Raw genomic sequence first — 25813 nt, forward strand, 5'->3', positions numbered from 1 at the left:
CTGGAATTTACCAGCGGCCGAAGCTGAAGCCGACACTGAGCGGGCCGCCGCCGAAACCGAAGCCCGGGCCATAACCATAGGCGCCGTAGGGATGATAACCGCCGTAATAGCCGTAGGGCCGGTAGCCGTATCCGCCATAGTAAGCAGGGCGGTAGGCATAGGGACGTCCGTAATAGGCGGGACCGTAATAGGAGCGGTACGGACGATAGCCGTATTCGTAGCCATAGCGCGGGCCGTAATAGCTGCGATACCCATAGTGCCGGTGGCCGTAGTGGCGATGTCCGAAGTGATGGCGATGGTGGACGTGACGATGACGCCGCTGCGCGCTGAAGTCCGTCGCTGTCGCCTTGTCGTCTGGCGCAGCCTTGTGTGTCGTCTGCGCGTCGGCCAATGCGGGGGCGCTCACAAATGCGCCGCCGAGTGAAAGTGTTGCAGCCATCATGGCTGCACCTATCCAGTTCTTCATGATCATTCCTTGCCTCGATCGCTTCTCATCGATCGTCTTCGTCGCCTTCACCCCATAACGCATATAGCTGCAATGATTTCCCGCGACAGACCGACGCGGTCAACATCCTGTTAAAGTAAACAGGCGCGCTTGGGCACGCCTGTTTGGACTTTGGAGAGAGTCTCAGTAACGCCCGCCGTGACGGCGCACGTGGTGCGGCCGGTGCCAGCCATGATGGCGGCGGACGTGATGCGGGCGATGCCAGCCGTGGTGACGGCGCATGCCGTGATGCGGGCGATAGCCGCGATTGTGGTGATGACGATACTGAACCTCAGTCGTCAGTTTCTCGCCGCCGCCCTGAACCGATGCAGCGATGCCGGGGCTGTTCAGCGAAACGGCGTTCGCCTGCTGCGTCGGCGCTGCGACGAACAGCAATCCTGCGATGGCGGCAAGGCCGAAAAACTTCTTCACGTTCATGTGTTCTCTCCTGAGTCTGCTGCGTTCATGTCGAGATGCAGCTTCACGAATGGATCATCGCCCATGCCGGCAACGCTAGGGTTTGAGAGGTGAACGCGATGTGAATGCGGCGTGAGCGATATGACGCGGCGGCGGACTGTCGCAGTTGTGGAACCAATGCGCCCGGTCGCGTCATCGTGAAGTGTGTCGCAAAACCAGTCCGCTGCAGGAGGTGTATCTCGATCATGCAATGATGGAGGCCATCATGATGCGTTTGATCTCGACGATCGTCCTCGTATCCGGCGGTCTGGATCTGTGGATCGAACGGGCGCAGGCGTCGCAGGGCCCCGGTGTGATGCATGGCACCGCCGGCACGACGACCCAGCTCGCCATGGCGATCATCGTCTATGGCGGCTCGGCGATGGTGATTGCGGCAGGTCTGATCGGTGCCGTACGGCAGCGCCGGATACGCGGTTAGTTTCTTGCCTTGCCGCGTTCTGTCAGTGCGAACCGGTACCCGCTTCGCTCGAAACGCTCTCGTTCAGCCGCGGCGCCAGTAGCAGTTCATCCGGGGCACGATCACGGTGCCGCTCGGGCGATATTCCTGCACCAGATTGGCGGTGCAGTCGCGCACGGCATTCGGGCCGGGATTGTAGCTCGGATAAACGCCGCGCTCATCGGGCGTGCGATAGATGCGGACGCGCGGGCGGGCACGGCGGGGCTGAACGTTGTCGCCGGATTGGGCGACCTGCATGGCCGTCTGCGCCTGTGCGGTGTCGGCCATGGGCAAGCCGCCGAGCGTAACCGCCAATCCCAGTGTTGCCATCATGATCCGCATCTTAACGCCCCAAACCGCCATAGGCATGATCCCGAAAAGTGGATGCCGATTTTCGCCGACAAACGGGTTCGTTTGTCGGGGGATCATGCTTCAAAGAACGCCGCAAAGTCTCCGATTGACGCCCGCCCGTCAACCGTTGGGACCGGACTGTAGCGGCGCATTGCCATGTCACGGGAATTGGCTAGACAGGGAAACATGTGGCACCAGGCAAAAGCACCCGATCTCGCGGAAATGGAGGACATGACCCATGCCATGCTCGCCCTTCTGCCGGAGGATTTCCGCAAGCTCTGCGCGGGCGTGATCATCCGGGTCGATGATTTCCCTACGGACGAGGTGCTGGAGGAGATGCAGGCCGAGACCGAATTCGACCTGCTCGGCCTGTTCCAGGGCGTCGGCCTGCCGTTCCAGAGCCACGATAACACTGGCCAGCTGCCCAACATGATCTGGCTGTATCGCCGGCCGATCCTGGATTACTGGGCAGAACACGACGAAACCCTCGGTCATATCGTCCGCCACGTGCTGATCCACGAGATCGGCCACCATTTCGGGCTCTCGGACGCCGATATGGAGGCGATCGAAGCGCAGGTGACTGACGAGGCTGCAGAAATGCCGCTTGGAGCGCCGCCCCGATCGGGCTAAAAAGCCCGCTCAATCGAGGACCTTTGCCATGGACAAGTTCACCACGCTGGAAGGCGTCGCGGCGCCGCTGAAGATCATCAATGTCGACACCGACATGATCATCCCGAAGCAGTATCTGAAGACCATCAAGCGCACCGGCCTCGGCAAGGGCCTGTTCTCGGAAGCGCGCTATCTCGATGACGGCAGCGAGAACCCGGATTTCGTCCTCAACAAGCCTGCCTATCGCAACGCCAAGATCATGGTGGCCGGCGACAATTTCGGCTGCGGTTCGTCGCGCGAACACGCGCCCTGGGCGCTGCTGGACTTCGGCATCCGCTGCGTGATCTCGACCTCGTTCGGCGACATCTTCTACAACAACTGCTTCAAGAACGGCGTGCTGCCGATCCGCGTCTCCCAGAAAGATCTCGATGCGCTGTTCGATGATGCCGAGCGCGGAGCCAATGCGACGATCACCATCGATCTGCCGAATCAGGAAATCCGCGGCCCCGATGGCGGCACGGTGAAGTTCGAGATCGATCCGTTCCGCAAGCACTGCCTGCTCAACGGTCTCGACGATATCGGCCTGACGATGGAGAAGAAGGCCTCCATCGACAGCTACGAAGCCAAGGCCAAGACCGCGCGCGCCTGGGCCTGATCTCATATCGGAAGGTGACGCGTGATTCCTGACGTCGTCACCTTTTGGGAGGGCCCGCTCGATGCGCTGCGCAGGCTGTGCCTAAGATCGCAGGTTGAGGCCGGCCACCGCGTCACCCTCTACAGTTTTGCGCCGATACCCGATCTGCCGGATGGCGTGAGCAATGCCGACGCGGAAGCCGTGTTGCCGCGGGCCTTCGCCGAGCGGCTGCGCCCGTCAGCTCCCAACGGTGCGTGGGTTGGCTGGACCCCGCTGCAATTCAGCGATTTCTTTCGCATCCGGCTGATGGCCGAAGGTCTTGGCCTCTGGCTCGATGCGGATGTGCTGCTGCTGAAGCCCATCGAGATCGATCCGGCAAAGCCTTATTTCGCCTGGGAGAAGCGACGTCAGCTCGGTAACTCGGTGCTGTATCTGCCGCCTGACGATCCGATCGTGGCGGCGTTCGAGGCGCTGATCAAGCAGGACGAGTTGACGCCCGACTGGATGTCACTGCGCCATCGCCTCACTTTCGCATGGCGCAAGCTGCGCGATCGTTCAAAGCGCGCCAGCGACGTCCGCGTTGCGATCTTCGGTCCGGCATCGCTGACGGCGCTGGCGAAACGCCACGGCTCCCAGCATCACGCGCTGCCGCGGAAGTCGTATTATTCCGTTCACGCGGAGCCGACGCTGTTCTTCGAGCCGTCAGATTTTGCGACGCTGGTTGGCGACCCCCAAATATTGGGCTTCCACATCTCCCCGAAGGGGCGCGGCAAGGACGCGCCGGTGCCGGGGAGCTTTTACGCGTGGGCGACGGAGCGGGTCGGCGCAGGTTAGTATCAGCCTTTGAATCTACAAATTTCGCGCAACGGCCCGCGGTATCCCTCCCCTTGCGGGGAGGGTCGGCCGAACCTGACGATGCGAAGCATCGTTCAGGTGGAGGCCGGGGTGGGGGTGCCACACGTGAGAGCATCGCCTGTGGCACCCCCACCCGTCGCGCTGCTCGCTGCGCTCGCAACGCGCCACCCTCCCCGCAAGGGGGAGGGTGAAGAAAGCGCGTCGTTGCTGACTGGTACTAGTTCCCCATCGCCGCGATCGCGTCCGAAATCGCGATCGTGCGTTTTGCCATGTCCGCATGCAGGCGCTCGACCATCTTGCCGTCGAGCTGGATCGCGCCGCGCTTGGCATTCTCGGGCTGCTCGAAGGCGGCGATGATGCGGCGGGCCTGGGCGACTTCGTCATCCGGTGGCGTGAACACCTTGTTGCAGGCTTCGATCTGGCTTGGATGGATCAGCGTCTTGCCGTCGAAGCCGATGTCGCGGCCCTGTTCGGCTTCGGCAATGAAGCCCTCGGTGTCGCTGAAATTGCTGTAGGGGCCATCGAGGATCTCGAGGCCGTACAGCCGGGTCGCCAGTACGCAATGGGTGATCATGCCAAGCATCGCGGCACGGCCGGGCATCATGCGGATGCGGGTCTCGCGGGCGATGTCGTTGGGGCCGAACACGAAACCGGCGAGGCGATTTTCCGAGTCCCTGGAGGCGGCCGCGAGTTCCTCTGCATGGAGGATCGCGCGCGAGGTCTCGATCATGGCCCAGACCTTGATCGACATGTCGGCGCCGATGTCGCTGAGGCGATCGGCCACTGCCGCGAGATCCTCGACGCTGGAAATCTTCGGCACCAGGATGCCGTCGGGCTTGGCCTTGCCGGCCATGGTGACGTCGTCGATCCACCACGGCGAATCCAGCGCATTGATGCGGATGATAACCTCGCGCTTGCCGAAGCCGCCGGCGGCCAGTGTCTGCGCGATAGCGTCGCGCGCCGTTCCCTTGGCGTCCGGTGCCACGGCGTCTTCGAGGTCGAGGATGATGCCGTCAGCGGCCACGGTACGGGCCTTCTCCAGCGCACGCGGATTCGAGCCGGGCATGAACAAATGGCTGCGGCGCGGACGGATCATGGCGTCATTTCCCTGTAATTATGGCCTGTTCGTTATTCAGGCATTCGCGATAACATTTCGGCACGCCGCCCGGAAGGCTTGTTCGCGCTGGCGTCCTATGGTTATCCGTGAGGACGTATGTTTGAGCGTGATCTCTCGACAAACGAACCCGCTTGTCGAGAAATCATGCTCCGAACGAGGCAGACCCATGACAGCATCATTTCCGAAGCAACTCATCGCCGGCTACCAGACCTTTACATCGGAGCGTTTGCCGACCGAACAATCGCGGTTCCGCGAATTATCGGAAAAGGGCCAGTCGCCGGAAGTGATGGTGATCGGCTGCTGCGACTCGCGGGTGTCGCCGGAGGTGATCTTCGACGCCAGCCCCGGCGAGCTGTTCGTGGTGCGGAACATCGCGAACCTCGTGCCGGTCTATCAGCCCGATGGCGGTGCACATGGCGTCTCGGCGGCGCTGGAATACGCGGTGCAAGTGTTGAAGGTGAAGCACATCGTGGTGCTCGGCCACGCGCAATGCGGCGGCATCCGCGCTTTCGTCGACAATGCGGCACCGCTATCGCCAGGCGACTTCATCGGTCGCTGGATGTCGATGTTCATCAAGCCCGACGAGAAGGTCGAGATCCGCGAGCACGAGGCGTTCCAGGATTTCGTCACCCGTATCGAAAAGGCCGCTGTATTCCGCAGCCTTGAGAACCTGATGACGTTCCCCTTCGTGAGCAGCAAGGTCGCGAAGGGCGAACTCGAATTGCACGGCGCCTATTTCGGTGTGGCAGTCGGTTCGCTGTCAGTGCTGGATAAGGTCGCGAAAGAGTTTCGGCCGGTCGCCTGAGGCAATCGTCGCGGCCTGCGCTCAAACAAAAAAGCCGGATGCAAAGCATCCGGCTTTTGATTGTTTGGGATCGAAAATCCGCTTACGCGGCCTTCTTCTTTGCCGTGATCAGCTTGCGGTTGATCAGGCATTCCGCGATCTGCACGGCGTTGAGCGCCGCACCCTTGCGGAGATTGTCCGACACGCACCACAGTACGAGACCGTTATCGACCGTCGCATCCGTGCGGATACGGCTGATATAGGTGGCGTCTTCGCCTGCGGCTTCATAGGGCGTCACGTAGCCGCCGGGTTCGCGCTTGTCGATCACGAGGCAGCCTGGCGCATTGCGCAGGATATCGCGGGCTTCATCTTCCGAGATCGGATTCTCGAATTCGATGTTGACCGCTTCCGAGTGGCCGACGAACACCGGCACGCGCACGCAGGTCGCGGACATTTTGATTTTGGGATCAAGAATCTTCTTGGTCTCCATCATCATCTTCCACTCTTCCTTGGTGTAGCCGTCCTCCATGAACACGTCGATCTGCGGGATGACGTTGAAGGCGATACGCTTCGGGAACTTGTTATTGACCAGCTCGGAGTTGGTGTAGACGGCCTTGGTCTGCGAGAACAACTCGTCCATCGCATCCTTGCCGGCGCCCGACACCGACTGATAGGTCGAGACGACGACGCGCTTGATCGTTGCCCTGTCGTGCAGCGGCTTCAGCGCCACCACGAGCTGCGCCGTCGAGCAGTTCGGGTTGGCGATGATGTTCTTCTTGGCGAAGCCATCAACGGCCGAGGCATTCACTTCCGGCACGATCAACGGCACGTCCGGGTCCATGCGCCAGGTCGACGAGTTGTCGATCACGACGGCACCGGCAGCGCCGATCTTCGGCGACCATTCCTTGGACACGGCTCCGCCGGCCGACATCAGGCAGATGTCGACGTCGCTGAAGTCATAGGTCGCGAGGTCTTTGCATTTCAGGGTCCTGTCGCCGAAGGAAACCTCAACGCCCATGCTGCGGCGGGACGCAAGCGCCACGACCTCGTCAGCGGGGAATTTACGTTCGTCCAGAATGCTGAGCATTTCACGCCCGACATTGCCGGTCGCTCCGACCAGCGCGACTTTGTAACCCATCGTTCACTCTCCGAAGAAAAATGCTTCACCCCCGCCTATCGCGGAAAGGGAAGAGCCGCGCTTCTATGCGAGAAACGTCGCAAAGACAACGTCCTAAGCGTGTTTGCGTGTGTTGATGCGTTCAATTTTGGTCCCGCGCTACCCAAAATCCCGCAATGTCCATCCGGCCCTGCACACCCTCGCCGACGACTGCGGTGCCATCGCCGTGCGTCTGCTCGCCTATATGGGAGCGCTGGCACTGGTTGTCATGGCCGCAGTTACCGTTTTCGACGGATTGGAATTCGACCTCAGCAGCGAACCGGTCGCCAAAGCCGGTTGGAGCGTCGCCAGCCGTTCCCATCCAGCCTTTGCTGTCAGTCAGTTTGATTCATCAGGTAAAACAGTCTCTTACGAGATATTGAGACACCCCGACGGCGGCCGGAAGGATGTCCTGCGCTGGTCGTCGCCTGGAGAGCCACCTGTGGCCGAACTGGAATTGTATCGCCCCGGCGCTGAAGCTGACCGGGCAGGTGTGGTGGTGGCGGCGGATATCGCGCGCCGGATGGACACCGGAGGCGTTTGGGAAGTAGGGGGCGAGGGCATCATCGACAGCAAATTCGGGCCGGTCGCCCTGGTGGGCTTTGCCGACCGGTTGAAGGACGGCAAGCGCTGCCTTGGCTTCATGAAGATGCTGGATGCCTCCAATCTCCGGATTTCCGGCTGGTCATGCCAGGGCGACGGCCTGCCGGCGCGGCGGGCGGCTATCGCCTGTACGCTGAACCGGCTGGTGCTGCTGACCGCCAGCAACGAACCCCGGCTGCAGGAGGCCTTTGCCCAGGCCGAGCTGAAGCGGGCCGGCTGCATCAGCGGCGCGGCGCTGTCGGCGACGTCGGCCGATTGGGTCACCGGCGCCCAGAACCCGCCGCTGCGCGGCAGCCTGTGACCTCTTCGTGATGGGCAGGACCAAGACCTTGGATTACATGCAACATTCGGCCATACCGCGCATTATATCGGCGACTGTGGCCGGATAGACCTTGTGGCCGGATACCCCGGCCAGCTAAATTGACCGTAAATCGGATTTGCCGACTCGTCTGAAGACTGCCGATCTTCCGACTGCCGATATTCTGACCGCAATGAGGACCTGATGACCCTGAAATTCCCCGCCGCGAAAACTCTCGCCATGTTGTTCGCGACGGTTGCCGTCATCGCGACCGCCGTTGCCGCCTCGCCGGCCGATGCCGCCACCAAGAAGAAGGTCCGTGTTTCTGACCGTGACGCTGTTTATGGCGCGCGCGGCCCGAACGTGTCCTATCAGCAGGGCCGCACCCGCGTTTACGTGACGCGTCGCTCCTGGCTCGATGCCGGCGTCGAAGTGCTTCCGGGCGATCGCAAATTCACCGATTACGCCTACCCGCCCGGCTACTCCTTCGCCCGCGATAACAACAACCGTTCGCTGGACCGCAGCCCGCTCAATTCGCAGTGGGATCTCGGCGGCTATCCCGAGCGCTTCCCGCTCTACTGAGCGCAGCGATATCTGAATACGAAAATGCCCGGCTTAGCCGGGCATTTTTTGTTTGGGGGAGGTTCGAGCGCCGCTCAAGCGTGCAGTGCCTGCAGTTCCGTCAGCATCGCTTCGCCCATGCCTGACGTGCTCACCACCGTCGAGCCCTCGGACTTGATATCAGCGGTGCGCAGGCCCTTGGCAAGGACGGCGGCGATGGCCTGGTCGACCTTGTCGGCCAACTCACCCATCTCCAGCGAATAGCGCAGCGCCATGCCGAAGGAGGCGATCATGGCCAGCGGATTGGCCATGCCCTTGCCGGCAATGTCTGGCGCCGAGCCATGCACGGGCTCATACATCGCCTTGCGCTTTTGGGTCTTGGTATCGACTTCGCCGAGCGAGGCCGAGGGCAGCATGCCAAGCGAGCCTGTCAGCATCGCTGCGATGTCGGAGAGCATGTCGCCGAACAGATTGTCGGTGACGATGACGTCGAATTGCTTCGGCCACTTCACCAGATTCATGCCACCGGAATCGGCGAGCTGATGTTCGAGCGTGACATCCTTGTATTCGCGGCCATGGACCTGCGTCACGACCTCGTTCCACAACACGCCGGATTTCATGACGTTGCGCTTCTCCATCGACGTCACCTTGTTCTGGCGCTTGCGGGCCAGATCGAAAGCGACGCGCGCGATGCGCTCGATTTCATAGGTGTCGTAGACCTGCGTATCGACGGCGCGCTTCTGGCCGTTGCCGAGATCGGTGATGGTCTTCGGCTCGCCGAAATAGACGCCGCCGGTGAGTTCGCGCACGATCATGATGTCGAGGCCTTCGACGACCTCGCGCTTCAGGCTCGATGATTCCGCCAGCGCCGGATAGCAAACCGCAGGGCGCAGATTGGCAAACAGGCCGAGATCCTTGCGCAGGCGCAGCAGGCCGGCCTCGGGCCGATGCTCGTAAGGTACATTGTCCCACTTCGGGCCACCAACGGCGCCGAAGATGATGGCATCGGCCGCATCCGCCTTGGCCATGGTGGCATCGGTGATGGGGAGCTTGTCGGCATCATAGGCGGCGCCGCCAACCAGGCCGTTCTCGATCGTGAACCTGGCGATGCCCTGGGCATCGATCCAGTCGATCAGGCGCTTCACTTCGGCCATCACTTCGGGGCCGATGCCGTCGCCGGGGAGAAGAAGCAATTTGTGCGTTGCCATAATCAAGTGCCCTTGCAATCCGTTATTGATTGCCGCGAGTGCTAGGACGTCATTGCAGGAATGGCAAGACAGTGTTGCCGAAGGGATGATTGCGGCTTCCGTGAAACCTGCGACATTGCCGGCGCAGCGGAGATCCCCGTGACGTCACCTGTGCCTTCCCCGATGCGCCGTAACCCGGCGTTGCTGATTCTCGTCCTGTCGCTCGCACCGGCCATCGGGCTTGGAATCGGCCGCTTCGCCTATTCGCTGGTGTTGCCCGATATGCGCGACAGCCTGCAGTGGTCGTATTCGGCTGCGGGCTTCATGAATACCGTCAATGCTGCCGGCTATCTCGCCGGCGCACTGGTCGCGGCCGGGCTCGGCAGGCGCTTCGGTCTGCTCGCAGTGATTCAGGGCGGCACGGTGGCCTGCGTGATGTCGCTCATCGTTTGCGGCGTCACTGCAGATTTTACATTGCTGAGTATCGCGCGACTGGTCACGGGCTTTGGCGCGGCGATTTCCTTTGTCGCCGGCGGCGCGCTCGCCGCGACCATCGGCCTCGCTTATCCCGAACGCTCATCCTATCTGCTGAGTCTGTTTTATGCGGGACCCGGCATGGGCATCCTGCTGTCGGGTCTGATCGCGCCGTTCGTGCTGCAGGGCTTCGGCGCCGGCTCGTGGTGGATCGTCTGGCTCATCCTCGGGCTCGTGTCGGTCGTGATCGGCCTTCCGTTGCTACGCCCGCGCGTCGATGCATCCGATGACAAGTCAAAGGTCGACGAAGCGCCGCTCGCGCTCCGTCCGATGTGGATCTACCTCATTGCCTATTTCCTGTTTGGCGCCGGCTACATTGCCTACATGACATTCATGATCGCCTATGTGCGTGATGGCGGAGGCAGCGCCGTGGCCCAGAGCGCGTTCTGGTGTCTGATCGGGGTCAGCTCGTTTGCTTCGCCCTGGCTCTGGCGCGGCGTGCTCGCGCGGGGCCGGAGCGGCCGTGCGATGGCAATCATTCTTGGTACAAATGCGGTGGGCGCCGCAATGCCGCTGCTGGGGCATTCGCCTGTCGTGCTTGGCATCTCCGCCGCAGTCTTCGGCGTCGCATTTTTTGCGGTGGTTGCGGCAACCACGGCCTTCGTGCGCTTCAACTATCCTCGCGCGGCATGGTCGAAGGCTATCGCGGCCGTGACGATTGTGTTCGGCATCGGCCAGACTCTGGGCCCGATCGCGGTGGGGGCCATTACGGATGCGACGGGAAGTCTGACGTCGGCGCTGGTGGTCTCGGCAGCCACGCTTGCGATTGGCGCTGCAATGTCAATGTTCCAGAAGCCGATCAGCTCCCGCTGAAATCGTTATAGCCCTGATCTTCCCAGTAGCCGCCCTTGTAGTCGTTGGTGACTTCCATCGCGATGACGTATTTCGGATTCTTGAAACCGAGCTTGGTCGGCACGCGGATCTTCATCGGAAAGCCATAGGCTCGCGGCAGGAGCTGGTTGTCGAACTTGAAAGTCATCTGCGTTTGCGGATGCATCGCCGTGGGCATGTCGAGCGAGGTCGCATAATCCTCGGCGCAGCGGAAATGGATCCATTTCGCATTGGTGTCTGCACCAACCAGTTTGAGGAAATCGCGCAGCGGCGTGCCCTGCCAGGAGCCGATGGCGCTCCAGCCCTCGACGCAGATGTGGCGGGTGATCTGCGACACTTCCGGTAGCTTGTGCAGTTCGTCCAGTGTCCAGGACTTCTTGTTCTGCACCAGACCGGAGACTTCGAGTTTCCACGTGTTGCCGTCCACGTTTGGCGCGTCGTCCTCCGCGTAGAAGGCGTTGAACGGAAATGGACGCTTGATGTCCTTCTCGGAATAGGTCGGTGCCAGCGTATTCGGATTGAAGATCTTGGCCTGCACCATGTCGTTGAACTTCGACATATGTGTCAGCAGGTTCTCGGCCGATAGGCTGTCGCTCACGTCGCAACCGGTGAGCAGTGTCAGCGCGCCGAAGCTTGCACCCGACGCGATGAAGCGGCGGCGCGACAGGTCGGGCATCAATTTCGTGGCGTCCTTGACGAGGAGGTCCTTGTCGACGCCGGGAATGATGAGTGAGCGGATTTTCCGGATCATGGTCGTGCTCCTCAGCGCCCGATAATCATCGCACGCAGGCTCTTCGGCACGATCAGGGCCAGAGCGACGTGGATGACGAGGAAGCCCACGATGGCTGCCATCATGAAGAAGTGCACATAGCGCGCGGTGTCGTAGCCGCCGAACACAGCGGTGAGGTAATGGAACTGAACCGGCTTCCAGATCGCGAGGCCCGACAGGACGATCAGAATGCCGACCACGATAATCCCGGTGTAGAGCAGCTTCTGCACCTGATTATATTTGGTGAGGTCCTCATGGGAAAGCTTGCCGGTCAGCGCGGCTTTGGTGTCGTCGAGCACGCCTTTTGCCGAGATCGGCAAAAGCTTCTTGCGGAAGCGCCCGGTAACGATGCCGAGGGTGAGATAGACGAGGCCGTTGATCACCAGCAGCCACATGGCGGCGAGGTGCCACATGATGCCGCCGCCGAGCCAACCACCCAGCGTAATGGACGATGAGAATGTGAAATTGAACAGCGGCGACGCATTATAGATCTGCCAGCCCGACATGATCATCAGCACGATCGCGACGGCGTTGATCCAGTGCACGACGCGCACCCAGGCGGGCTGGATTACCTTGGTATTCGTAACCTTGGTTGCGGCGCGGTCGCCGGCGGCTGTGATGCTCGACATAGGCATATCCTGGGCTGAGCGGTGGTTCGACGATGCTCGGTGACGCACGTTGTTATCAGTTATACGGCATAACCGGTCGTTCGTTACGGCGGCTCTTGTAACAACCCCGGTCTGGCCGGCTCATACCGATCACAAAAAAGCGAGCCGGGTTGCCCCGGCTCGCTCCTGTTGCGCCCGTGGGACGCACGCGCATCCTGTGGGGGAAGTCAGGATGCGCGAACGTCGTCGCGCAGAGGCCTGAACTCAGGCCTGGCCATTAGGCCTTCGGCATCAACACGGTATCGACGACGTGAATGACGCCGTTTGACTGGTTGACGTCCGGGATGGTTACGGTCGAGGAACCGCCCTTGGCGTCGACGATCATGACCTTGCCGCCAGAAGCCTTCACGGTCAGCTCTTCGCCCTCCACGGTCTTCAGCTTCTGGCCGTCCTTGAGGTCGGCGGCGTTCAGCTTGCCCGGTACCACATGGTAGGTCAGGATCTTGGTCAGGGTCGCCTTGCTCTCAGGCTTCACCAGCGTGTCGACGGTGCCGGCTGGCAGCTTGCCGAAAGCGGCATTGGTTGGTGCGAACACTGTGAACGGGCCCTTGCTGGAGAGCGTATCAACCAGACCGGCGGCCTTCACGGCGGCGACCAGCGTGGTGTGGTCCTTGGAGTTAACGGCGTTCTCGACGATGTTCTTCGAGGGGTACATCGGTGCGCCGCCGACCATCACGGTCTTCTCGCCCGACATTTCGCTTTTCATCATCTTCTTGTCTTCGGCCTGCGCGGGGGCAAGCACGGCGCCAGTGATGGCGAGGGTGCTGAATGCGACGGCCGACAGAAGTGCAATGCGTTTGGACATGGATCGTCTCCCGAGTGATGTGAGTGACCAGCGATCTCGCTGGTGCGATGAATGGCATCAACCGCAGCAATCCCCTGGAGGCCAGATTGCGCCGTCGATGTCCGAGCTACGCGAGGCCTCGGGGCCAGTTTCAGGCTATATTTTTTGTTGCCGTTGAAACTTTTGCGGGCGCATCCCGTTCGCGCGAGGCAATGATGAGATCGATGCATCGCGTTTGATACAATCAAGCGCGGAAATCGCGGCGGATGGCGCGACCTGCGTCCCCATGGGGGGATGCGTTGCCTAGATATGGCCATTCTTGCTAAGGAACGGGATAAATTGACGCGATCGTCAGGCTCGCTGCACCGATCGCTCCCGCACTCCTGCACCGCGTGACCTTGCCATGAACGCCAACCTGTTTTCTCGCCTGTTCGACAAACTCGACGATGCCTCGCGTCTCGCCATCGAGACGCCCGAGGGCAAGCATATCAGCTATGGCGATCTGATCGCGCTGGCGGGCCAGATGGCCAATGTTCTGGTCGCCCGCGGTGTCAAGCCCGGTGACCGCGTCGCGGCGCAGACCGAGAAGTCTGTGCCTGGTCTGGTGCTGTATCTGGCGACCGTGCGTGCCGGCGCAGTCTATCTGCCGCTCAACACCGCCTATACGCTCAACGAACTCGATTACTTCATTACCGATGCCGAGCCGTCGCTGGTGGTGTGCGATCCCTCCAAGGCGGAAGGCTTCGCCGCGATTGCGGCCAGGGTCGCTGCGAAAGTCGAGACGTTGGGTGCCGACGGCAAGGGCTCGCTGACCGATGCGGCGGCCAAGGAAAAGCCGGACTTCCAGACCGTGGAGCGCAAGAACGAGGATCTCGCCGCGATCCTCTATACGTCGGGCACCACCGGCCGTTCCAAGGGCGCGATGCTGAGCCACGACAATCTGGCCTCGAACTCGCTGAGCCTCGTCGAATACTGGCGTTTCACCAGGGACGATGTGCTGATCCACGCGCTGCCGATCTATCACACGCATGGTCTGTTCGTGGCCAGCAACGTGACGCTGTTTGCGCGGGCATCGATGATCTTCCTGCCGAGGCTCGATCCGGAACTCATCATCAAGCTGATGGCCCGGGCCACCGTGCTGATGGGCGTGCCGACCTTCTATACCCGCCTGTTGCAGTCGCCGAACCTGACGAAGGAGACTTGCAGCCACATGCGGCTGTTCATCTCCGGCTCCGCGCCGCTGCTGGCCGATACCCATCGCGAATGGTTCGCGCGGACCGGCCACGCCGTGCTGGAGCGCTACGGCATGACCGAAACCAATATGAACACCTCGAACCCCTATGACGGCGAGCGGGTGCCCGGCGCCGTGGGCTTTCCGCTGCCCGGCGTCTCCGTGCGCGTCACCGATCCGGAGACCGGTAAGGAATTCGAGCGCGACACCATCGGCATGATCGAGGTGAAAGGGCCGAACGTGTTCCTGGGCTATTGGCGGATGCCGGAAAAGACCAAGGCGGAATTCCGTGACGATGGCTTCTTCATCACCGGCGACCTCGGCAAGATCGACGCCAAGGGCTACGTCCACATTCTCGGTCGCGGCAAGGATCTGGTGATCTCCGGCGGCTTCAACGTCTATCCGAAGGAAATCGAGAGCGAGATCGACGCGATGCCGGGCGTGGTTGAGTCCGCCGTGATCGGCGTGCCGCATGCGGATTTCGGCGAGGGCGTCACCGCCGTGGTCGTGAGCGACAAGAAGACCGCGATCGACGAGGCCTCCGTGCTCAAAGCGCTGGAGGGCCAGATCGCCAAGTTCAAGATGCCGAAGCGAGTGATCTTCGTCGATGACCTGCCGCGCAACACCATGGGCAAGGTGCAGAAGAACGTGCTGCGCGACACCTATGGGAAGCTTTACGCGAAGTAAGATGAGGCACTGACGGTGCCTCATACGCAGTTGTCGTCCCCGACCGGGCGGGGACGACATTGAGCCTGGATGCTAAACCTTCCGTTCCACGTCTCTCCCCAACCAGGCATACAGCGCCGGCAACACCAGCAGCGTGAGCAACGTCGCCGTGATCAGTCCACCGATCACCACGGTGGCAATCGGTCGTTGCACCTCGGCGCCGGTACCCGTCGCCAGCGCCATCGGCACGAAGCCGAGTGATGCCACCAGCGCCGTCATTGCTACCGGCCGTAGCCGCGTCAGCGCGCCTTCCGAAATCGCCTGCAATCTGTCGCGGCCTTCGGCTATCAGCTGCTTGATATAGGTCAGCATCACCAGTCCGTTCAGCACAGCGATGCCCGACAAAGCGATGAACCCCACGGCCGCCGATACTGAAAACGGCATGCCGCGTAACCACAGCGCCAACACGCCACCGGTCAATGCCAGCGGGACGGCGCTGAACACGAGCAGGGCGTCGCGCGCGGATCCCAGGGCGCTCATCAGCAGCAGGAAGATCAGGACGAAACAGGCGGGAACCACGAGGCTCAGTCGCTGGCGCGCGGCCGCGAGATTCTCGAACTGCCCACCCCATGTCATCCAGTATCCGGCAGGCAGCTTCACCTGTGCATCGATCGCGGCGCGCGCGTCGCTTGCCACTGAGGCGATGTCGCGATCCCTGACATTGGCCGTGACGACCATGCGCCGTTTGCCGTCTTCGCGGCTGATCTGGTTTGGCCCCTCGCTGAAGTTGAACCTGGCGATCTGTCCGAGTGGAATGGTCGGCGCCAGGATCGCGGTGGATGGCAGTGAGACCGGCAGGTTCTTCAGCGCGTCGACGTCGCTTCGAACGTCGTCCGGCAGCCGCACCACGATCTCGAAGCGGCGGTCGCCCTCGAAGACGAGCCCGGCGTCGCGGCCGCCGATGGCTGTGCCGATCACCTCCTGCACGGTGGACAGGCTGAGCCCGCGCCGCGCGATTTCGGCCTTGTCGACCGCAATATCAAGCACCGAGAGGCCGCCGGCCTGCTCGACCTTGACGTCCACGGCGCCTTTGGTGGTGCGCAGGATCGCCGCTACCTGATTGGCGGACTGCAGCAGCGGCTCGAATTCATCGCCGAAGATCTTGATGGCGAGATCGCCGCGGACGCCTGCGATCAATTCGTTGAAGCGCATCTGGATCGGCTGGGTGAATTCATACTGGTTGCCGGGAAGTTGTTCGACAGCGGCCTCGATCTGCCTGAGCAGTGCTTCCTTCGTCAGTTTCGGATCGGGCCACTGCGCCTGCGGTTTGAGGATGATGAAGGTGTCGGAGGCATTTGGTGGCATCGGGTCCGAGGCCATCTCTGCCGTACCGGTCTTGGAAAAGACCAGGGCAACCTGCGGCATCGACAGGATGGTACGTTCGACATCCAGCTGCATCGCCTGCGATTGTGGCAGACCGGTCGAAGGAATACGCAGGGCATGCATGGCAAGATTCTTCTCGTCGAGTGTCGGCGTGAATTCCTGCCCGAGCCGGGTGAAGATCAGCAGGGCGACCGCAAACAGCACGATGGCGCCGGCAATCGCGGCCAGCGGACGACGAATGGTCCGCGTGAGCGCGGGCGCATAGATCCGCTTCAGCCAGCGCACGGCAGCATTGTCGCCCTCGCTGACGCGGCCGCTGACGAGAATGGCGATCATCGCCGGCACGAAGGTCAGCGACAGCACGAAGGCCGATGCGAGTGCCAGTAGCACAGTCAATGCCATCGGCTGGAACATCTTACCTTCGACACCGCTGAAGGTCAGCAGCGGCACATAGACCAGCATGATGATAGCCTGGCCATAGACGCTGGGCTTGATCATCTCCTCGGCGGATTGCTGCACGGTTTGCAGTCGCTCGTTCAACGTGAGCGTGCGTCCGGTGGCATGTTGACGCTCGGCGAGATGGCGCAAGGCATTCTCGGCGATGATGACCGCGCCATCGACGATCAGTCCGAAATCCAGCGCGCCGAGACTCATCAGATTGGCGCTGATTTGCCCCCGCAGCATGCCAGTGGCGGTCATCAGCATGGCGACCGGAATTACCAGCGCAGCAATCAGCGCGGCGCGGAAGTTGCCGAGCAGCAGGAACAGCACCGCGATCACCAGCAGGGCCCCTTCGCCAAGATTGGTCGCCACGGTCCTCAACGTGGCGTCGACCAGCGTGGTGCGATCCAGCACGGTGGTGACGACAATGCCTGCTGGCAGTGTGCGGCGAACCTGATCGAGCTTCGCATCCACGGCCTTGGCGACCGTGCGGCTGTTGCTGCCAACCAGCATCAGTGCGGTCCCGATCACTGCCTCATGGCCGTTCACGCTCGCGCTACCTGTGCGAATCTCGCCGCCAATGGCGACGTCGGCGATATCGCTGATACGAACAGGCGTGGCTGCGCGGGTGCTGACCACGACATTGCGGATATCGTCGATGGTTTCCAGCCGCCCGCCGGATCGCACCGCGATGCCTTCGCCGTTGCGCTCGATGACGCTGGCGCCGCGGCTCACATTGTTGGCCTCGATGGCACGGGTGATGTCGCCGAACGACAGGCCGAGGCCGACGAGTTTCATCGCATCGGGCCGGATCTGGAATTGCTTGGCATAGCCGCCGATGGAATCGACACCGGCAACGCCTGGTACGCCACGGATCTGCGGTTTGACGATCCAGTCCTGCACCGTGCGCAGATATGCTGCGCGCGCGACGTCGGTGGTCAGGCGCTCGCCCTCCGGCGTGACATAGACGCCATTGTCCGATGGCGCGAAGTCGATGGACCACATATAGATTTCGCCAAGGCCGGTGGAGATAGCCCCCATCTTCGGATCGGCTCCCGGCGGCAGGCTGGAGCGTAGTTCGATCAGGCGCTCATTGACCTGCTGACGCGCGAAATAGACGTCGGTGGCTTCGCTGAAAATGGCGGTCACCTGCGAGAAGCCGTTGCGAGACAGCGAGCGCGTGCTCTCCAATCCCGCGATGCCGGCCAGCGCCGTCTCGATCGGGAAGGTGACCTGCTTTTCGATCTCGGCCGGCGACAATGCTGGCGCGACCGTATTCACCTGCACCTGCTTGTTGGTGATATCCGGCACCGCATCGATAGGCAGCCCGACGAGCGACCATGCGCCGACCAGCATGACGACAAGTGTGAGCAGCACGACCGTCCAGCGACGCTGGATCGACAGCGCGAGAATGCGACTGATCATGTCCGCCCCTAGTGCTGGTGCTCGACCGCGGCCTTGCCGAGATCAGCCTTCAGAACGAATGTATTGGCGACGGCGATGCGCTCACCTGGCTTGAGACCGGCGATGATTTCCGCCACACGGCTGTCCTGCCGGCCCAGCGTGACCTTGCGGGCTTCGAAGCCGTCATCGGTGCGCACGAACACCACATCGTTGCGCTCAAGCGTCTGCAAGGCCGACTTCGGCACGACGACAGTGGCGGCCGCTTGATCGACCGGGATCTCCGCCGTGACGAATGCGCCCGGCCGCCATCGGCGTTCGATATTGTCGACCACCGCGACGACGCGCGCATTACGCGTGTCCTTGTCGAGCAGCGGGCTGATGAACATGATCGTCGCCGGGGATGGTGCGGAATGACCCGAGGCAATGGTCATGCGCTGGCCCTCGCGGATGTCGCTGAGGTCGTTCGGTCCAATGGCGAGTTCGGCCCAGACCGTTGTGAGATCGACGATCACGAACAGTTCGCTCTCCTGTCCCTCGCGACCGACCAGTGCGCCCAGTTCGACGCGGCGTTCGGCCACCCGGCCAGAGATGGGGGCGCGCACTTCCTGTCGGCGCAGCGTTTCCACCGGCTGCTGCGGCAAGGTCTCGATCTGCTCGCTGTTGAGACTCAAGGCGAACAGCTTCTGTCGTGCGACCTCCAGCTTGACGCGGGAGTCCTCAAAAGTCGTCCGCGCGCGCAGGAAGTCATTTTCGCTCATGACCTTGCCGTCCCACAGGGTCTGGGCGCGGTTGAACAGCGTTCGCTGCAAATCGGACACCAGGCGAGCGGCGAGATATTCGCTCTTGGCGTCGGCGACCTCGCGGCTTTCAATGACTGCGACCACTTCACCGGCCGTGACGGCATCGCCGATCTGCTTCCGCAACTCGGTGACCGTGCCGAGCAGCCGCACGGCGACACGAGCGATGTGATTACCGCTGGGCACGATCGAGCCCGGCGCTGCGATGCGCCGGCCGAGCGAGCCGCCATGCACGCCCGCAACGGCAAACTTGCCGGCCTCGACCTGCTGCGCGCTGAGCTTCACCACGGCCTCGTCATGCTTCTCAATTGTCGCGGGAGGCTTGTCCTCATGCGCGACAGCGAATGATGTGGCGCCGAGCAAGAGCCCGGCTGCCAGCAATCCAGTTCTGATCATTGTCATAAATCCCGCACCGAGCGCCGTCGCGCCCGTGCTCACCAACCAAATGTGCATGCAGCGTTGCTGCCGCGTCGTCTCGTGTGCACGCAACGACGGACAGCATGAGCGGCTTCAGCGAGCCGTGTGGATGCTCAGATGCGGGGTGGTTTGAACAGCGGAAGACCGTCGCTCGCCGCGGGGATCGGATCGCCGGCGATGACGAGTGTCTGCGGGTTGATATCGGCGGGTGAATTCACCGCAGCCGAAACTTGAGCGGTGATATGCGAAAGGCAGTGACCGCTATGACTGGGCAATTGCTGATCGGGGGCATCCGGCGTGTCACCGCTGTCGTGGCTGATGCTTACGTCGTGCGTGCCGGCAAAGGCCATACCACAACCGGCGCAATGGATCATCGACAGCATCAGACCGAGGGTCAGCATGACAACAAACGGCATGCGTCGCAGACGGCCCCAGAGCCCTGCGTCATCAGCCATGATGGTATCTGCCTTGATCATCAAGCCCTAGATAACATGGTTCGGCGCCAGCGCACATGTCGAATTCGGATCGTATTCGATCTGAATTGTCGCATGTTCGATGCCGAAATCGCGTTGGAGCCTTTGCGCGATGTCCATCAGATACGCATCGCCGGGATGGCCCGCGGGCATCACCATGTGGCAGGTCAGGGCGACTTCGGTGGTGCTCATCGGCCAGATATGCAGATCATGCACCTGCGTCACGCCTGAACATTGTTCGAGGTAGTCGCGCACGGCGACGGGATCGATGCCCCGCGGCACGGCAGCCAGCGACATTGCGGTCGAGTCGCGCAGCAGGCTCCATGTTCCCCAGACGATCAGCACGCAGATCACGAGGCTGGTAACGGCATCGATCCACAGCCAGCCGGTGAACATGATCACGATAGCGGCGATCACGACGCCGACCGAAACCGCAGCATCAGCGACCATATGCAGATAGGCGCCGCGAATGTTGAGATCGCTGTTGCGGCCGGAGGCGAACAGCCAGGCGGTGATGCCGTTAACGGCGATGCCGATGGTGGCAACCACGATCACGGTGATCTCGGTGACCGGCTCCGGATTGAACAGCCGCAGCACGGCTTCCCAGGCGATGGCGCCAACGGCGACCAGGAGGAACACCGCATTGAAGAGCGCCGCCAGGATCGAGGAGCCGCGCAGGCCGTAAGTGAAGCGCGGCGTCGGAGCGCGCTTCGACAGCACTGCCGCAGTCCACGCGGCGATCAGCCCGAGCACGTCCGAGAGATTGTGCCCGGCATCGGCAACCAGCGCCATCGAACCGCTGGCATAGCCATAGATGGCTTCGATGACGACGAAGACAGTATTGAGGCTGATGCCGATGGCGAAGGCCATGCCGAAACTCGCGGGCGCGTGGACATGTCCGCCGGGGCCGTGCGCATGGCCGGTGTGGTCGTCATGATCATGCGCGTGATCGTGCTGATGTGCGTGAGCCATGGGTCATCCATAGCAAGCCTGCATGTGGATACTATTACGGATAGTATTACGCCGGACTTGTAACCCCGATAAGCGAAGCGATATCCCGGCGGGCGCTTCAACCGGCGCGACATTTCCGCGTTTCGCTGCGCTCATGCGGGCTACAGCTCATATGAGAGCAATGACAAAACGACTGCCGACGATGAATAGATAAATTCCAAACGCCATTTCCAGCGCGCGTTTTGACATCGCATGCGCCGCCTTCACGCCGAGCGGTGCGACCAGCAGGCTGGTGGGCATCACCAGCAGCGCACCGATCAGCGACACATAGCCGACAGCAAAGGGGATCTGCAGCGCTGCGACATCGGGAAAGCGCGTGGCGGCCGGCCAGCCGGCATAGATGTAGCCGATGGCGCCGGGGATCGAGATCAGCACTGCGAGTGCAGAAGACGTCGCCACCGCCTGATGGATTGGGCGACCGTAAAAGGTCATCAGCAGGTTCGAGAACAATCCGCCGCCGATGCCCATCAGCGTGGAGAGCAGACCGACGAAGAAGCCGTAGATCTTCATCAGTGGGCCATCGGGCAGGTCGTCACCGAGCTTCCAGCCGTCACGCGCGAGCAGCAGTCGTGCCGCAGCGGACCAGGCGACGACAACGAATACGATCTTGAACAGCCGTTCCGGGGCATAGCGGGCAGTCACGCTGCCGATGACGACCCCGATCAGGATTGGCCACCACCACTTCCGCAGGATCTCCATATCCACGGCGCCGCGGGCCATATGGGCGCGGAAGGAACGGATCGAGGTCGGGATGATAATGGCCAGCGAGGTGCCGATACACAGCGGCATCCGCACGTCCAAAGGTACCCCGGCGATGCGGAAACACTCGTAAAATACAGGCACCAGGATGGCCCCGCCGCCAATCCCGAATACGCCGGCCAGGAACCCGGCCAGTGCGCCGACGGCAATGAGGAGTGCCGCCAGCTCGACAATCTCGGTCACATTGAGCCCGGCCATTCCCGCCCCGATTACCATTTGCTATCGCATCATGAGGTTCTCATGAATCGCGCTTCACCAAGGCTGTCAGCAACAACCCCTGCAACTGTCAATACCCACAAATGCAAGGCTCATTTGAAGCTCTGAACGGGTATTCGGAGTATGTCATTTCGCGATTGCACTGGTTGTTTTGAGTTCGTAAATAGAATTGCTCTACGCGATCCCCAATCGGGCACCGTCTGCCCATTAACCTGTCAAAGTTGCTAAATGACCGCCAGGATCGAACGTCCCCTTTCGCCGCATCTGCAAATCTATCGCTGGACCCTGACGATGGCGCTGTCCATCGTGCATCGCGCTACCGGCGTCGCCTTGTATTTCGGCACTCTGCTTCTTGTCTGGTGGCTGATCGCCGCTGCTTCCGGCCCTGCGGCCTATGCTCATGTGCAGGCCTTCACCGGCAGCATCATCGGCCGCCTGATTGCTTTCGGTTATACGTGGGCGCTGATCCATCATGCCATGAGCGGCGTCCGCCATCTGGTGTGGGATCTCGGCTACGGCTTCAAGGCTAGCGAACGTGAATGGCTTACCTGGGCTGCATTGATCGGCGGTATCGGCATTACCATTCTGCTCTGGATCATTGCCTATGCGATCGGAGGCGGACGATGAGCGGTTCCAATTCTCCGAAGTCGGTGCGCACGCCGCTCGGCCGCGTCCGCGGTCTTGGTTCTTCGCATTCCGGCACCTCGGACTTCTGGCGTCAGCGCCTGACCGCCGTGGCCATGCTGCTGCTGCTGATCCCGGTGATCTTCATCGTGATGTCGCTGCTCGGCCGCAATCAGGCCGGCGCTGCCCAGATCCTCGGTTCGCCGATCGTGGCTATTGTCATGCTGCTCTTCATCGTTGCCAGCGTCTGGCACATGAAGATCGGCATGCAGGTCGTGATCGAAGACTATGTCCATGACGAGAAAATCAAGCTGATCTCGATCATCGGCAACAACTTCTTCTCTGCCGCCGTGGCGCTGGCATCGATCTACGCCATCCTTAAACTTTCATCCGGAGTGTAGCGCATGGCCGTCAACGGCACTGGCGCGAACGGCGTTGGCGGCCCCGCCACCAACGGCCACGCCTATCCCATCGAAGATCACACCTATGACGTCGTTGTCGTGGGCGCCGGTGGCGCCGGCCTGCGCGCAACGGTTGGCTGCGGCGAAGCCGGTTTGCGAACCGCCTGCATCACCAAGGTGTTCCCGACCCGCTCGCACACGGTTGCAGCACAGGGCGGCATCTCCGCCTCGCTCGGCAACATGCACGAGGATAACTGGCGCTGGCACATGTACGACACCGTCAAGGGGTCGGACTGGCTCGGCGATCAGGACTCGATCGAATATATGGTGCGCAACGCGCCCGACGCCGTTTACGAGCTCGAACATTGGGGCGTGCCGTTCTCGCGCACCGAAGACGGCAAGATCTATCAGCGCCCGTTCGGTGGCATGACCATGGATTACGGCAAGGGCCAGGCCCAGCGCACCTGCGCCGCTGCCGACCGTACCGGTCACGCCATGCTGCACACGATGTACGGCCAGGCGCTGCGCCACTCGGCCGAGTTCTTCATCGAATACTTTGCGATCGATCTGATCATGGACGATCAGAATGTCTGCCGCGGCGTCATCGCGCTCAAGCTCGACGACGGCACGCTGCATCGCTTCAAGGCGCAGACCGTCATTCTCGCCACCGGCGGCTATGGCCGCGCCTATGCCTCCTGCACCTCGGCGCATACCTGCACCGGTGACGGCGGCGCCATGGCGCTGCGTGCCGGCCTGCCACTGCAGGACATGGAATTCGTTCAGTTCCACCCGACCGGCATCTACGGTTCGGGCTGTCTCGTCACCGAAGGTGCACGCGGCGAAGGCGGTTACCTCGTCAATTCCGAAGGCGAGCGCTTCATGGAGCGCTACGCACCATCGGCCAAGGATCTCGCCTCGCGCGACGTCGTTTCGCGCGCGATGACCATCGAAATCCGCGAAGGCCGCGGCGTCGGCAAGAAGAAGGATCACATCTTCCTTCATCTCGACCATCTCGATCCGAAGGTGCTGGCCGAACGTCTGCCCGGCATCTCCGACTCGGCGCGTATTTTCGCCGGCGTCGATGTCACCAAGGAGCCGATCCCGATCGTTCCGACGGTGCACTACAATATGGGTGGCATCCCCACCAACTATCACGGCGAAGTCGTCACCAAGAAGAACGGCGACGACAATGCAGTGGTGCAGGGCCTGATGGCCGTGGGCGAAGCCGCCTGCGTCTCGGTGCATGGCGCCAACCGTCTCGGGTCCAACTCGCTGATCGATCTCGTGGTGTTCGGGCGTGCGGCTGCACTGCGCTGCGCCGAGAAGCTGACGCCGAATGCCAAGCAGCCCGACTTGCCGAAGGACTCGGCCGATCGTGCGCTCGGCCGTCTCGATCACTATCGCTATTCGAAGGGCGGCACGCCGACCGCGAAGATGCGCGAGAACATGCAGCACGTGATGCAGACCAACTGCGCCGTGTTCCGTACCGGCGAAGTGCTCAACGAAGGCAAGACCCTGATCCACAACGTCTATAGCGGCATCGGCGACATCGCCGTGTCCGACCGGTCGCTGGTGTGGAATTCGGATCTCATCGAGACTCTCGAATACGACAACCTGATCGTTCAGGCCATCGTCACCATGGACTCGGCGGCGAACCGCACCGAGAGCCGCGGCGCGCATGCGCGTGAGGATTTCGCGGATCGCGACGACAAGAACTGGATGAAGCACACGCTGGCGTGGATCGATCAGGGTGGCAAGACCACCATCGATTATCGCCCGGTGCACGACTACACGATGACCAACGACGTTCAGTACATCGTGCCCAAAGCGCGCGTGTACTAATGATGACAGCGAAGGCTTGAGAAAATGGCTGAGTTCGCACTTCCGAAGAATTCCAAGATCACCGGCGGCAAGGAATGGCCGAAGCCGGCCGGCGCCACGCAGACGCGCGAATTCCGCGTCTATCGCTGGAATCCGGATGACGGCAAGAACCCGTCGGTCGACACCTATCACATCGACACCAACGACTGCGGTCCGATGGTTCTCGATGGTCTGATCTGGATCAAGAACAACATCGATCCGACGCTGACCTTCCGCCGTTCTTGCCGCGAAGGCGTCTGCGGCTCCTGCGCCATGAACATCGATGGTCAGAATACGCTGGCCTGCACCCGCGCGATGGACGAAGTCGACGACGGTGCCATCAAGGTCAATCCGCTACCGCATCAGCCGGTCGTGAAGGACCTGGTGCCGGATCTCACCAACTTCTACGCCCAGTATGCGTCGATCGAGCCTTGGCTGAAGACCACCACGCCGACCCCGCAGAAGGAATGGAAGCAGAGCCACTCCGACCGCGAGAAGCTCGACGGTCTCTACGAGTGCATCCTGTGCGCCTGCTGCTCGACCTCGTGCCCGAGCTACTGGTGGAACAGCGATCGCTTCCTGGGTCCGGCTGCGCTTCTTCAGGCCACCCGCTGGGTCAAGGACTCCCGCGACGAAGCCACCGGCGAACGCCTCGACAATCTCGAAGATCCGTTCCGGCTCTATCGCTGCCACACCATCATGAACTGCGCCAAGGCATGCCCGAAGGGTCTCAACCCCTCCGAAGCCATCGCCGAGCTGAAGATGAAGATGGTCGAACGTCAGGTCTGACGTTCCTCTGATTCGGATCTGCCGATCAGAACACCGGCCTGCGCAAGCAGGCCGGTGTTTTTTTTGCCTATGATTTAATCAGACTGCCTCCTCGAATCCCGATCCTTCGGAGCTGCGGCGCTATTTCTCGTTGAAAAGGGAGCTCGCCAAGGTTGGCACGGGCTGTGCTAGCCTGTGCCTGATAATTGATCAGGGGGATTTTC

Annotated in this window: 27 protein-coding genes; 13 read left to right on the plus strand and 14 right to left on the minus strand. The window is 61.8% G+C overall.

The annotated features are described in order from the left end of the window. Nucleotides 1–7 precede the first annotated feature (7 nt). A complete protein-coding gene (locus ACEK02_RS21410; RefSeq protein WP_371423559.1) occupies nucleotides 8–466 on the minus strand; it encodes a hypothetical protein in 459 nt (152 codons plus the stop codon). Nucleotides 467–628: 162 nt separating this feature from the next. After that, a complete protein-coding gene (locus ACEK02_RS21415) occupies nucleotides 629–922 on the minus strand; it encodes a hypothetical protein (RefSeq protein ID WP_371423560.1) in 294 nt (97 codons plus the stop codon). 244 nt (nucleotides 923–1166) lie between these two features. On the opposite strand from ACEK02_RS21415, the gene ACEK02_RS21420 reads away from it, so the two are divergent. Further along, nucleotides 1167–1379, plus strand: a complete 213-nt coding sequence (locus ACEK02_RS21420) for a hypothetical protein (RefSeq protein ID WP_371423561.1) — start codon at nucleotides 1167–1169, stop codon at nucleotides 1377–1379. Between the two features lie 63 nt (nucleotides 1380–1442). Here the strand turns inward: ACEK02_RS21420 and ACEK02_RS21425 are convergent, their stop codons facing one another. Continuing rightward, entirely contained in the window at nucleotides 1443–1730 is a 288-nt protein-coding gene (locus ACEK02_RS21425; RefSeq protein ID WP_371423562.1) for a hypothetical protein, read from the minus strand. 204 nt (nucleotides 1731–1934) lie between these two features. Between ACEK02_RS21425 and ACEK02_RS21430 the strand changes: the two genes are divergently transcribed. The 3 genes from ACEK02_RS21430 to ACEK02_RS21440 are packed head-to-tail and all read left to right on the plus strand — an operon-like array spanning nucleotide 1935 to nucleotide 3825. Beyond that, complete coding sequence (locus ACEK02_RS21430; RefSeq protein WP_371423563.1) at nucleotides 1935–2378, plus strand: metallopeptidase family protein; 444 nt, start codon at nucleotides 1935–1937, stop codon at nucleotides 2376–2378. Nucleotides 2379–2406: 28 nt separating this feature from the next. Continuing rightward, a complete protein-coding gene (leuD, locus tag ACEK02_RS21435) occupies nucleotides 2407–3012 on the plus strand; it encodes a 3-isopropylmalate dehydratase small subunit (protein ID WP_149529478.1) in 606 nt (201 codons plus the stop codon). 21 nt (nucleotides 3013–3033) lie between these two features. Then, entirely contained in the window at nucleotides 3034–3825 is a 792-nt protein-coding gene (locus ACEK02_RS21440) for a hypothetical protein (protein WP_371423564.1), read from the plus strand. Nucleotides 3826–4063: 238 nt separating this feature from the next. Here ACEK02_RS21440 and ACEK02_RS21445 read toward each other — a convergent pair whose 3' ends face one another. After that, nucleotides 4064–4942 carry a CoA ester lyase gene (locus tag ACEK02_RS21445; protein WP_371423565.1) on the minus strand — a complete coding sequence of 293 codons (879 nt, stop codon included), beginning with the start codon at nucleotides 4940–4942 and terminating at the stop codon, nucleotides 4064–4066. Nucleotides 4943–5129: 187 nt separating this feature from the next. Between ACEK02_RS21445 and ACEK02_RS21450 the strand changes: the two genes are divergently transcribed. Then, entirely contained in the window at nucleotides 5130–5768 is a 639-nt protein-coding gene (locus ACEK02_RS21450; RefSeq protein ID WP_371423566.1) for a carbonic anhydrase, read from the plus strand. An 82-nt stretch (nucleotides 5769–5850) separates the two neighbouring features. Here ACEK02_RS21450 and ACEK02_RS21455 read toward each other — a convergent pair whose 3' ends face one another. Further along, nucleotides 5851–6885: an aspartate-semialdehyde dehydrogenase gene (locus ACEK02_RS21455; protein ID WP_371423567.1), complete on the minus strand. Its 1035-nt coding sequence runs from the start codon at nucleotides 6883–6885 to the stop codon at nucleotides 5851–5853. 115 nt (nucleotides 6886–7000) lie between these two features. Between ACEK02_RS21455 and ACEK02_RS21460 the strand changes: the two genes are divergently transcribed. Next, a complete protein-coding gene (locus ACEK02_RS21460) occupies nucleotides 7001–7807 on the plus strand; it encodes a hypothetical protein (RefSeq protein WP_371423568.1) in 807 nt (268 codons plus the stop codon). Nucleotides 7808–8008: 201 nt separating this feature from the next. After that, nucleotides 8009–8386 (plus strand): hypothetical protein, encoded by a 378-nt coding sequence (locus ACEK02_RS21465; protein ID WP_371423569.1) that lies wholly within the window; start codon nucleotides 8009–8011, stop codon nucleotides 8384–8386. A gap of 74 nt (nucleotides 8387–8460) precedes the next feature. Here ACEK02_RS21465 and leuB read toward each other — a convergent pair whose 3' ends face one another. Continuing rightward, nucleotides 8461–9573, minus strand: a complete 1113-nt coding sequence (leuB, locus tag ACEK02_RS21470) for a 3-isopropylmalate dehydrogenase (RefSeq protein WP_371423570.1) — start codon at nucleotides 9571–9573, stop codon at nucleotides 8461–8463. 162 nt (nucleotides 9574–9735) lie between these two features. Here leuB and ACEK02_RS21475 point away from each other — a divergent pair, with 162 nt between their 5' ends. Beyond that, entirely contained in the window at nucleotides 9736–10899 is a 1164-nt protein-coding gene (locus tag ACEK02_RS21475) for a YbfB/YjiJ family MFS transporter (protein WP_371423617.1), read from the plus strand. Here ACEK02_RS21475 and ACEK02_RS21480 read toward each other — a convergent pair. From ACEK02_RS21480 to ACEK02_RS21490, 3 genes are all read right to left on the minus strand, one after another. After that, complete coding sequence (locus tag ACEK02_RS21480) at nucleotides 10886–11668, minus strand: molybdopterin-dependent oxidoreductase (RefSeq protein ID WP_371423571.1); 783 nt, start codon at nucleotides 11666–11668, stop codon at nucleotides 10886–10888. The genes ACEK02_RS21475 and ACEK02_RS21480 overlap by 14 nt on opposite strands. Nucleotides 11669–11679: 11 nt before the next feature. Then, nucleotides 11680–12315: a cytochrome b/b6 domain-containing protein gene (locus ACEK02_RS21485; RefSeq protein WP_371423572.1), complete on the minus strand. Its 636-nt coding sequence runs from the start codon at nucleotides 12313–12315 to the stop codon at nucleotides 11680–11682. A gap of 256 nt (nucleotides 12316–12571) precedes the next feature. Next, nucleotides 12572–13159 carry a fasciclin domain-containing protein gene (locus ACEK02_RS21490; protein WP_371423573.1) on the minus strand — a complete coding sequence of 196 codons (588 nt, stop codon included), beginning with the start codon at nucleotides 13157–13159 and terminating at the stop codon, nucleotides 12572–12574. A gap of 382 nt (nucleotides 13160–13541) precedes the next feature. On the opposite strand from ACEK02_RS21490, the gene ACEK02_RS21495 reads away from it, so the two are divergent. Then, on the plus strand, nucleotides 13542–15056 hold the full coding sequence (locus ACEK02_RS21495) for a malonyl-CoA synthase (protein ID WP_371423574.1): 1515 nt from the start codon (nucleotides 13542–13544) through the stop codon (nucleotides 15054–15056). A gap of 72 nt (nucleotides 15057–15128) precedes the next feature. Here the strand turns inward: ACEK02_RS21495 and ACEK02_RS21500 are convergent, their stop codons facing one another. The 5 genes from ACEK02_RS21500 to ACEK02_RS21520 all read right to left on the minus strand — a co-directional run bounded on the left by ACEK02_RS21500 (nucleotide 15129) and on the right by ACEK02_RS21520 (nucleotide 21918). Beyond that, a complete protein-coding gene (locus ACEK02_RS21500) occupies nucleotides 15129–18284 on the minus strand; it encodes an efflux RND transporter permease subunit (protein ID WP_371423575.1) in 3156 nt (1051 codons plus the stop codon). 8 nt (nucleotides 18285–18292) lie between these two features. Further along, on the minus strand, nucleotides 18293–19456 hold the full coding sequence (locus ACEK02_RS21505) for an efflux RND transporter periplasmic adaptor subunit (RefSeq protein ID WP_371423576.1): 1164 nt from the start codon (nucleotides 19454–19456) through the stop codon (nucleotides 18293–18295). A 134-nt stretch (nucleotides 19457–19590) separates the two neighbouring features. Further along, nucleotides 19591–19932: a ferrichrome ABC transporter substrate-binding protein gene (locus tag ACEK02_RS21510; RefSeq protein ID WP_371423577.1), complete on the minus strand. Its 342-nt coding sequence runs from the start codon at nucleotides 19930–19932 to the stop codon at nucleotides 19591–19593. 27 nt (nucleotides 19933–19959) lie between these two features. After that, nucleotides 19960–20922, minus strand: coding sequence for a cation diffusion facilitator family transporter (locus tag ACEK02_RS21515; protein ID WP_371423578.1), 963 nt, complete (start codon nucleotides 20920–20922; stop codon nucleotides 19960–19962). Between the two features lie 147 nt (nucleotides 20923–21069). After that, entirely contained in the window at nucleotides 21070–21918 is an 849-nt protein-coding gene (locus ACEK02_RS21520; RefSeq protein ID WP_371423579.1) for a sulfite exporter TauE/SafE family protein, read from the minus strand. A gap of 246 nt (nucleotides 21919–22164) precedes the next feature. On the opposite strand from ACEK02_RS21520, the gene sdhC reads away from it, so the two are divergent. The 4 genes from sdhC to ACEK02_RS21540 are packed head-to-tail and all read left to right on the plus strand — an operon-like array spanning nucleotide 22165 to nucleotide 25610. Then, a complete protein-coding gene (gene sdhC / locus ACEK02_RS21525; protein WP_371423580.1) occupies nucleotides 22165–22563 on the plus strand; it encodes a succinate dehydrogenase, cytochrome b556 subunit in 399 nt (132 codons plus the stop codon). Then, nucleotides 22560–22961: a succinate dehydrogenase, hydrophobic membrane anchor protein gene (gene sdhD, locus ACEK02_RS21530; protein WP_371423581.1), complete on the plus strand. Its 402-nt coding sequence runs from the start codon at nucleotides 22560–22562 to the stop codon at nucleotides 22959–22961. The genes sdhC and sdhD overlap by 4 nt, the downstream gene beginning before the upstream one ends. A 3-nt stretch (nucleotides 22962–22964) precedes the next feature. Next, on the plus strand, nucleotides 22965–24803 hold the full coding sequence (sdhA, locus tag ACEK02_RS21535) for a succinate dehydrogenase flavoprotein subunit (RefSeq protein WP_371423582.1): 1839 nt from the start codon (nucleotides 22965–22967) through the stop codon (nucleotides 24801–24803). Between the two features lie 24 nt (nucleotides 24804–24827). Beyond that, on the plus strand, nucleotides 24828–25610 hold the full coding sequence (locus ACEK02_RS21540) for a succinate dehydrogenase iron-sulfur subunit (protein WP_068737894.1): 783 nt from the start codon (nucleotides 24828–24830) through the stop codon (nucleotides 25608–25610). Nucleotides 25611–25813 lie beyond the last annotated feature (203 nt).

The sequence above is a fragment of the Tardiphaga sp. genome, from assembly GCF_041424195.1.
GTDB lineage: Bacteria > Pseudomonadota > Alphaproteobacteria > Rhizobiales > Xanthobacteraceae > Tardiphaga.

What these genes read in the sequence shown, in the direction of transcription:
- ACEK02_RS21410 (WP_371423559.1), bottom strand. Translation starts at nt 466, where the DNA reads ATGAAGAACTGGATAGGTGCAGCCATGATGGCTGCAACACTTTCACTC.
- ACEK02_RS21415 (WP_371423560.1), bottom strand. Translation starts at nt 922, where the DNA reads ATGAACGTGAAGAAGTTTTTCGGCCTTGCCGCCATCGCAGGATTGCTG.
- ACEK02_RS21420 (WP_371423561.1), top strand. Translation starts at nt 1,167, where the DNA reads ATGATGCGTTTGATCTCGACGATCGTCCTCGTATCCGGCGGTCTGGAT.
- ACEK02_RS21425 (WP_371423562.1), bottom strand. Translation starts at nt 1,730, where the DNA reads ATGATGGCAACACTGGGATTGGCGGTTACGCTCGGCGGCTTGCCCATG.
- ACEK02_RS21430 (WP_371423563.1), top strand. Translation starts at nt 1,935, where the DNA reads ATGTGGCACCAGGCAAAAGCACCCGATCTCGCGGAAATGGAGGACATG.
- leuD (WP_149529478.1), top strand. Translation starts at nt 2,407, where the DNA reads ATGGACAAGTTCACCACGCTGGAAGGCGTCGCGGCGCCGCTGAAGATC.
- ACEK02_RS21445 (WP_371423565.1), bottom strand. Translation starts at nt 4,942, where the DNA reads ATGATCCGTCCGCGCCGCAGCCATTTGTTCATGCCCGGCTCGAATCCG.
- ACEK02_RS21450 (WP_371423566.1), top strand. Translation starts at nt 5,130, where the DNA reads ATGACAGCATCATTTCCGAAGCAACTCATCGCCGGCTACCAGACCTTT.
- ACEK02_RS21455 (WP_371423567.1), bottom strand. Translation starts at nt 6,885, where the DNA reads ATGGGTTACAAAGTCGCGCTGGTCGGAGCGACCGGCAATGTCGGGCGT.
- ACEK02_RS21460 (WP_371423568.1), top strand. Translation starts at nt 7,001, where the DNA reads ATGCGTTCAATTTTGGTCCCGCGCTACCCAAAATCCCGCAATGTCCAT.
- ACEK02_RS21465 (WP_371423569.1), top strand. Translation starts at nt 8,009, where the DNA reads ATGACCCTGAAATTCCCCGCCGCGAAAACTCTCGCCATGTTGTTCGCG.
- leuB (WP_371423570.1), bottom strand. Translation starts at nt 9,573, where the DNA reads ATGGCAACGCACAAATTGCTTCTTCTCCCCGGCGACGGCATCGGCCCC.
- ACEK02_RS21475 (WP_371423617.1), top strand. Translation starts at nt 9,736, where the DNA reads ATGCGCCGTAACCCGGCGTTGCTGATTCTCGTCCTGTCGCTCGCACCG.
- ACEK02_RS21480 (WP_371423571.1), bottom strand. Translation starts at nt 11,668, where the DNA reads ATGATCCGGAAAATCCGCTCACTCATCATTCCCGGCGTCGACAAGGAC.
- ACEK02_RS21485 (WP_371423572.1), bottom strand. Translation starts at nt 12,315, where the DNA reads ATGTCGAGCATCACAGCCGCCGGCGACCGCGCCGCAACCAAGGTTACG.
- ACEK02_RS21490 (WP_371423573.1), bottom strand. Translation starts at nt 13,159, where the DNA reads ATGTCCAAACGCATTGCACTTCTGTCGGCCGTCGCATTCAGCACCCTC.
- ACEK02_RS21495 (WP_371423574.1), top strand. Translation starts at nt 13,542, where the DNA reads ATGAACGCCAACCTGTTTTCTCGCCTGTTCGACAAACTCGACGATGCC.
- ACEK02_RS21500 (WP_371423575.1), bottom strand. Translation starts at nt 18,284, where the DNA reads ATGATCAGTCGCATTCTCGCGCTGTCGATCCAGCGTCGCTGGACGGTC.
- ACEK02_RS21505 (WP_371423576.1), bottom strand. Translation starts at nt 19,456, where the DNA reads ATGATCAGAACTGGATTGCTGGCAGCCGGGCTCTTGCTCGGCGCCACA.
- ACEK02_RS21510 (WP_371423577.1), bottom strand. Translation starts at nt 19,932, where the DNA reads ATGGCTGATGACGCAGGGCTCTGGGGCCGTCTGCGACGCATGCCGTTT.
- ACEK02_RS21515 (WP_371423578.1), bottom strand. Translation starts at nt 20,922, where the DNA reads ATGGCTCACGCACATCAGCACGATCACGCGCATGATCATGACGACCAC.
- ACEK02_RS21520 (WP_371423579.1), bottom strand. Translation starts at nt 21,918, where the DNA reads ATGGCCGGGCTCAATGTGACCGAGATTGTCGAGCTGGCGGCACTCCTC.
- sdhC (WP_371423580.1), top strand. Translation starts at nt 22,165, where the DNA reads ATGACCGCCAGGATCGAACGTCCCCTTTCGCCGCATCTGCAAATCTAT.
- sdhD (WP_371423581.1), top strand. Translation starts at nt 22,560, where the DNA reads ATGAGCGGTTCCAATTCTCCGAAGTCGGTGCGCACGCCGCTCGGCCGC.
- sdhA (WP_371423582.1), top strand. Translation starts at nt 22,965, where the DNA reads ATGGCCGTCAACGGCACTGGCGCGAACGGCGTTGGCGGCCCCGCCACC.
- ACEK02_RS21540 (WP_068737894.1), top strand. Translation starts at nt 24,828, where the DNA reads ATGGCTGAGTTCGCACTTCCGAAGAATTCCAAGATCACCGGCGGCAAG.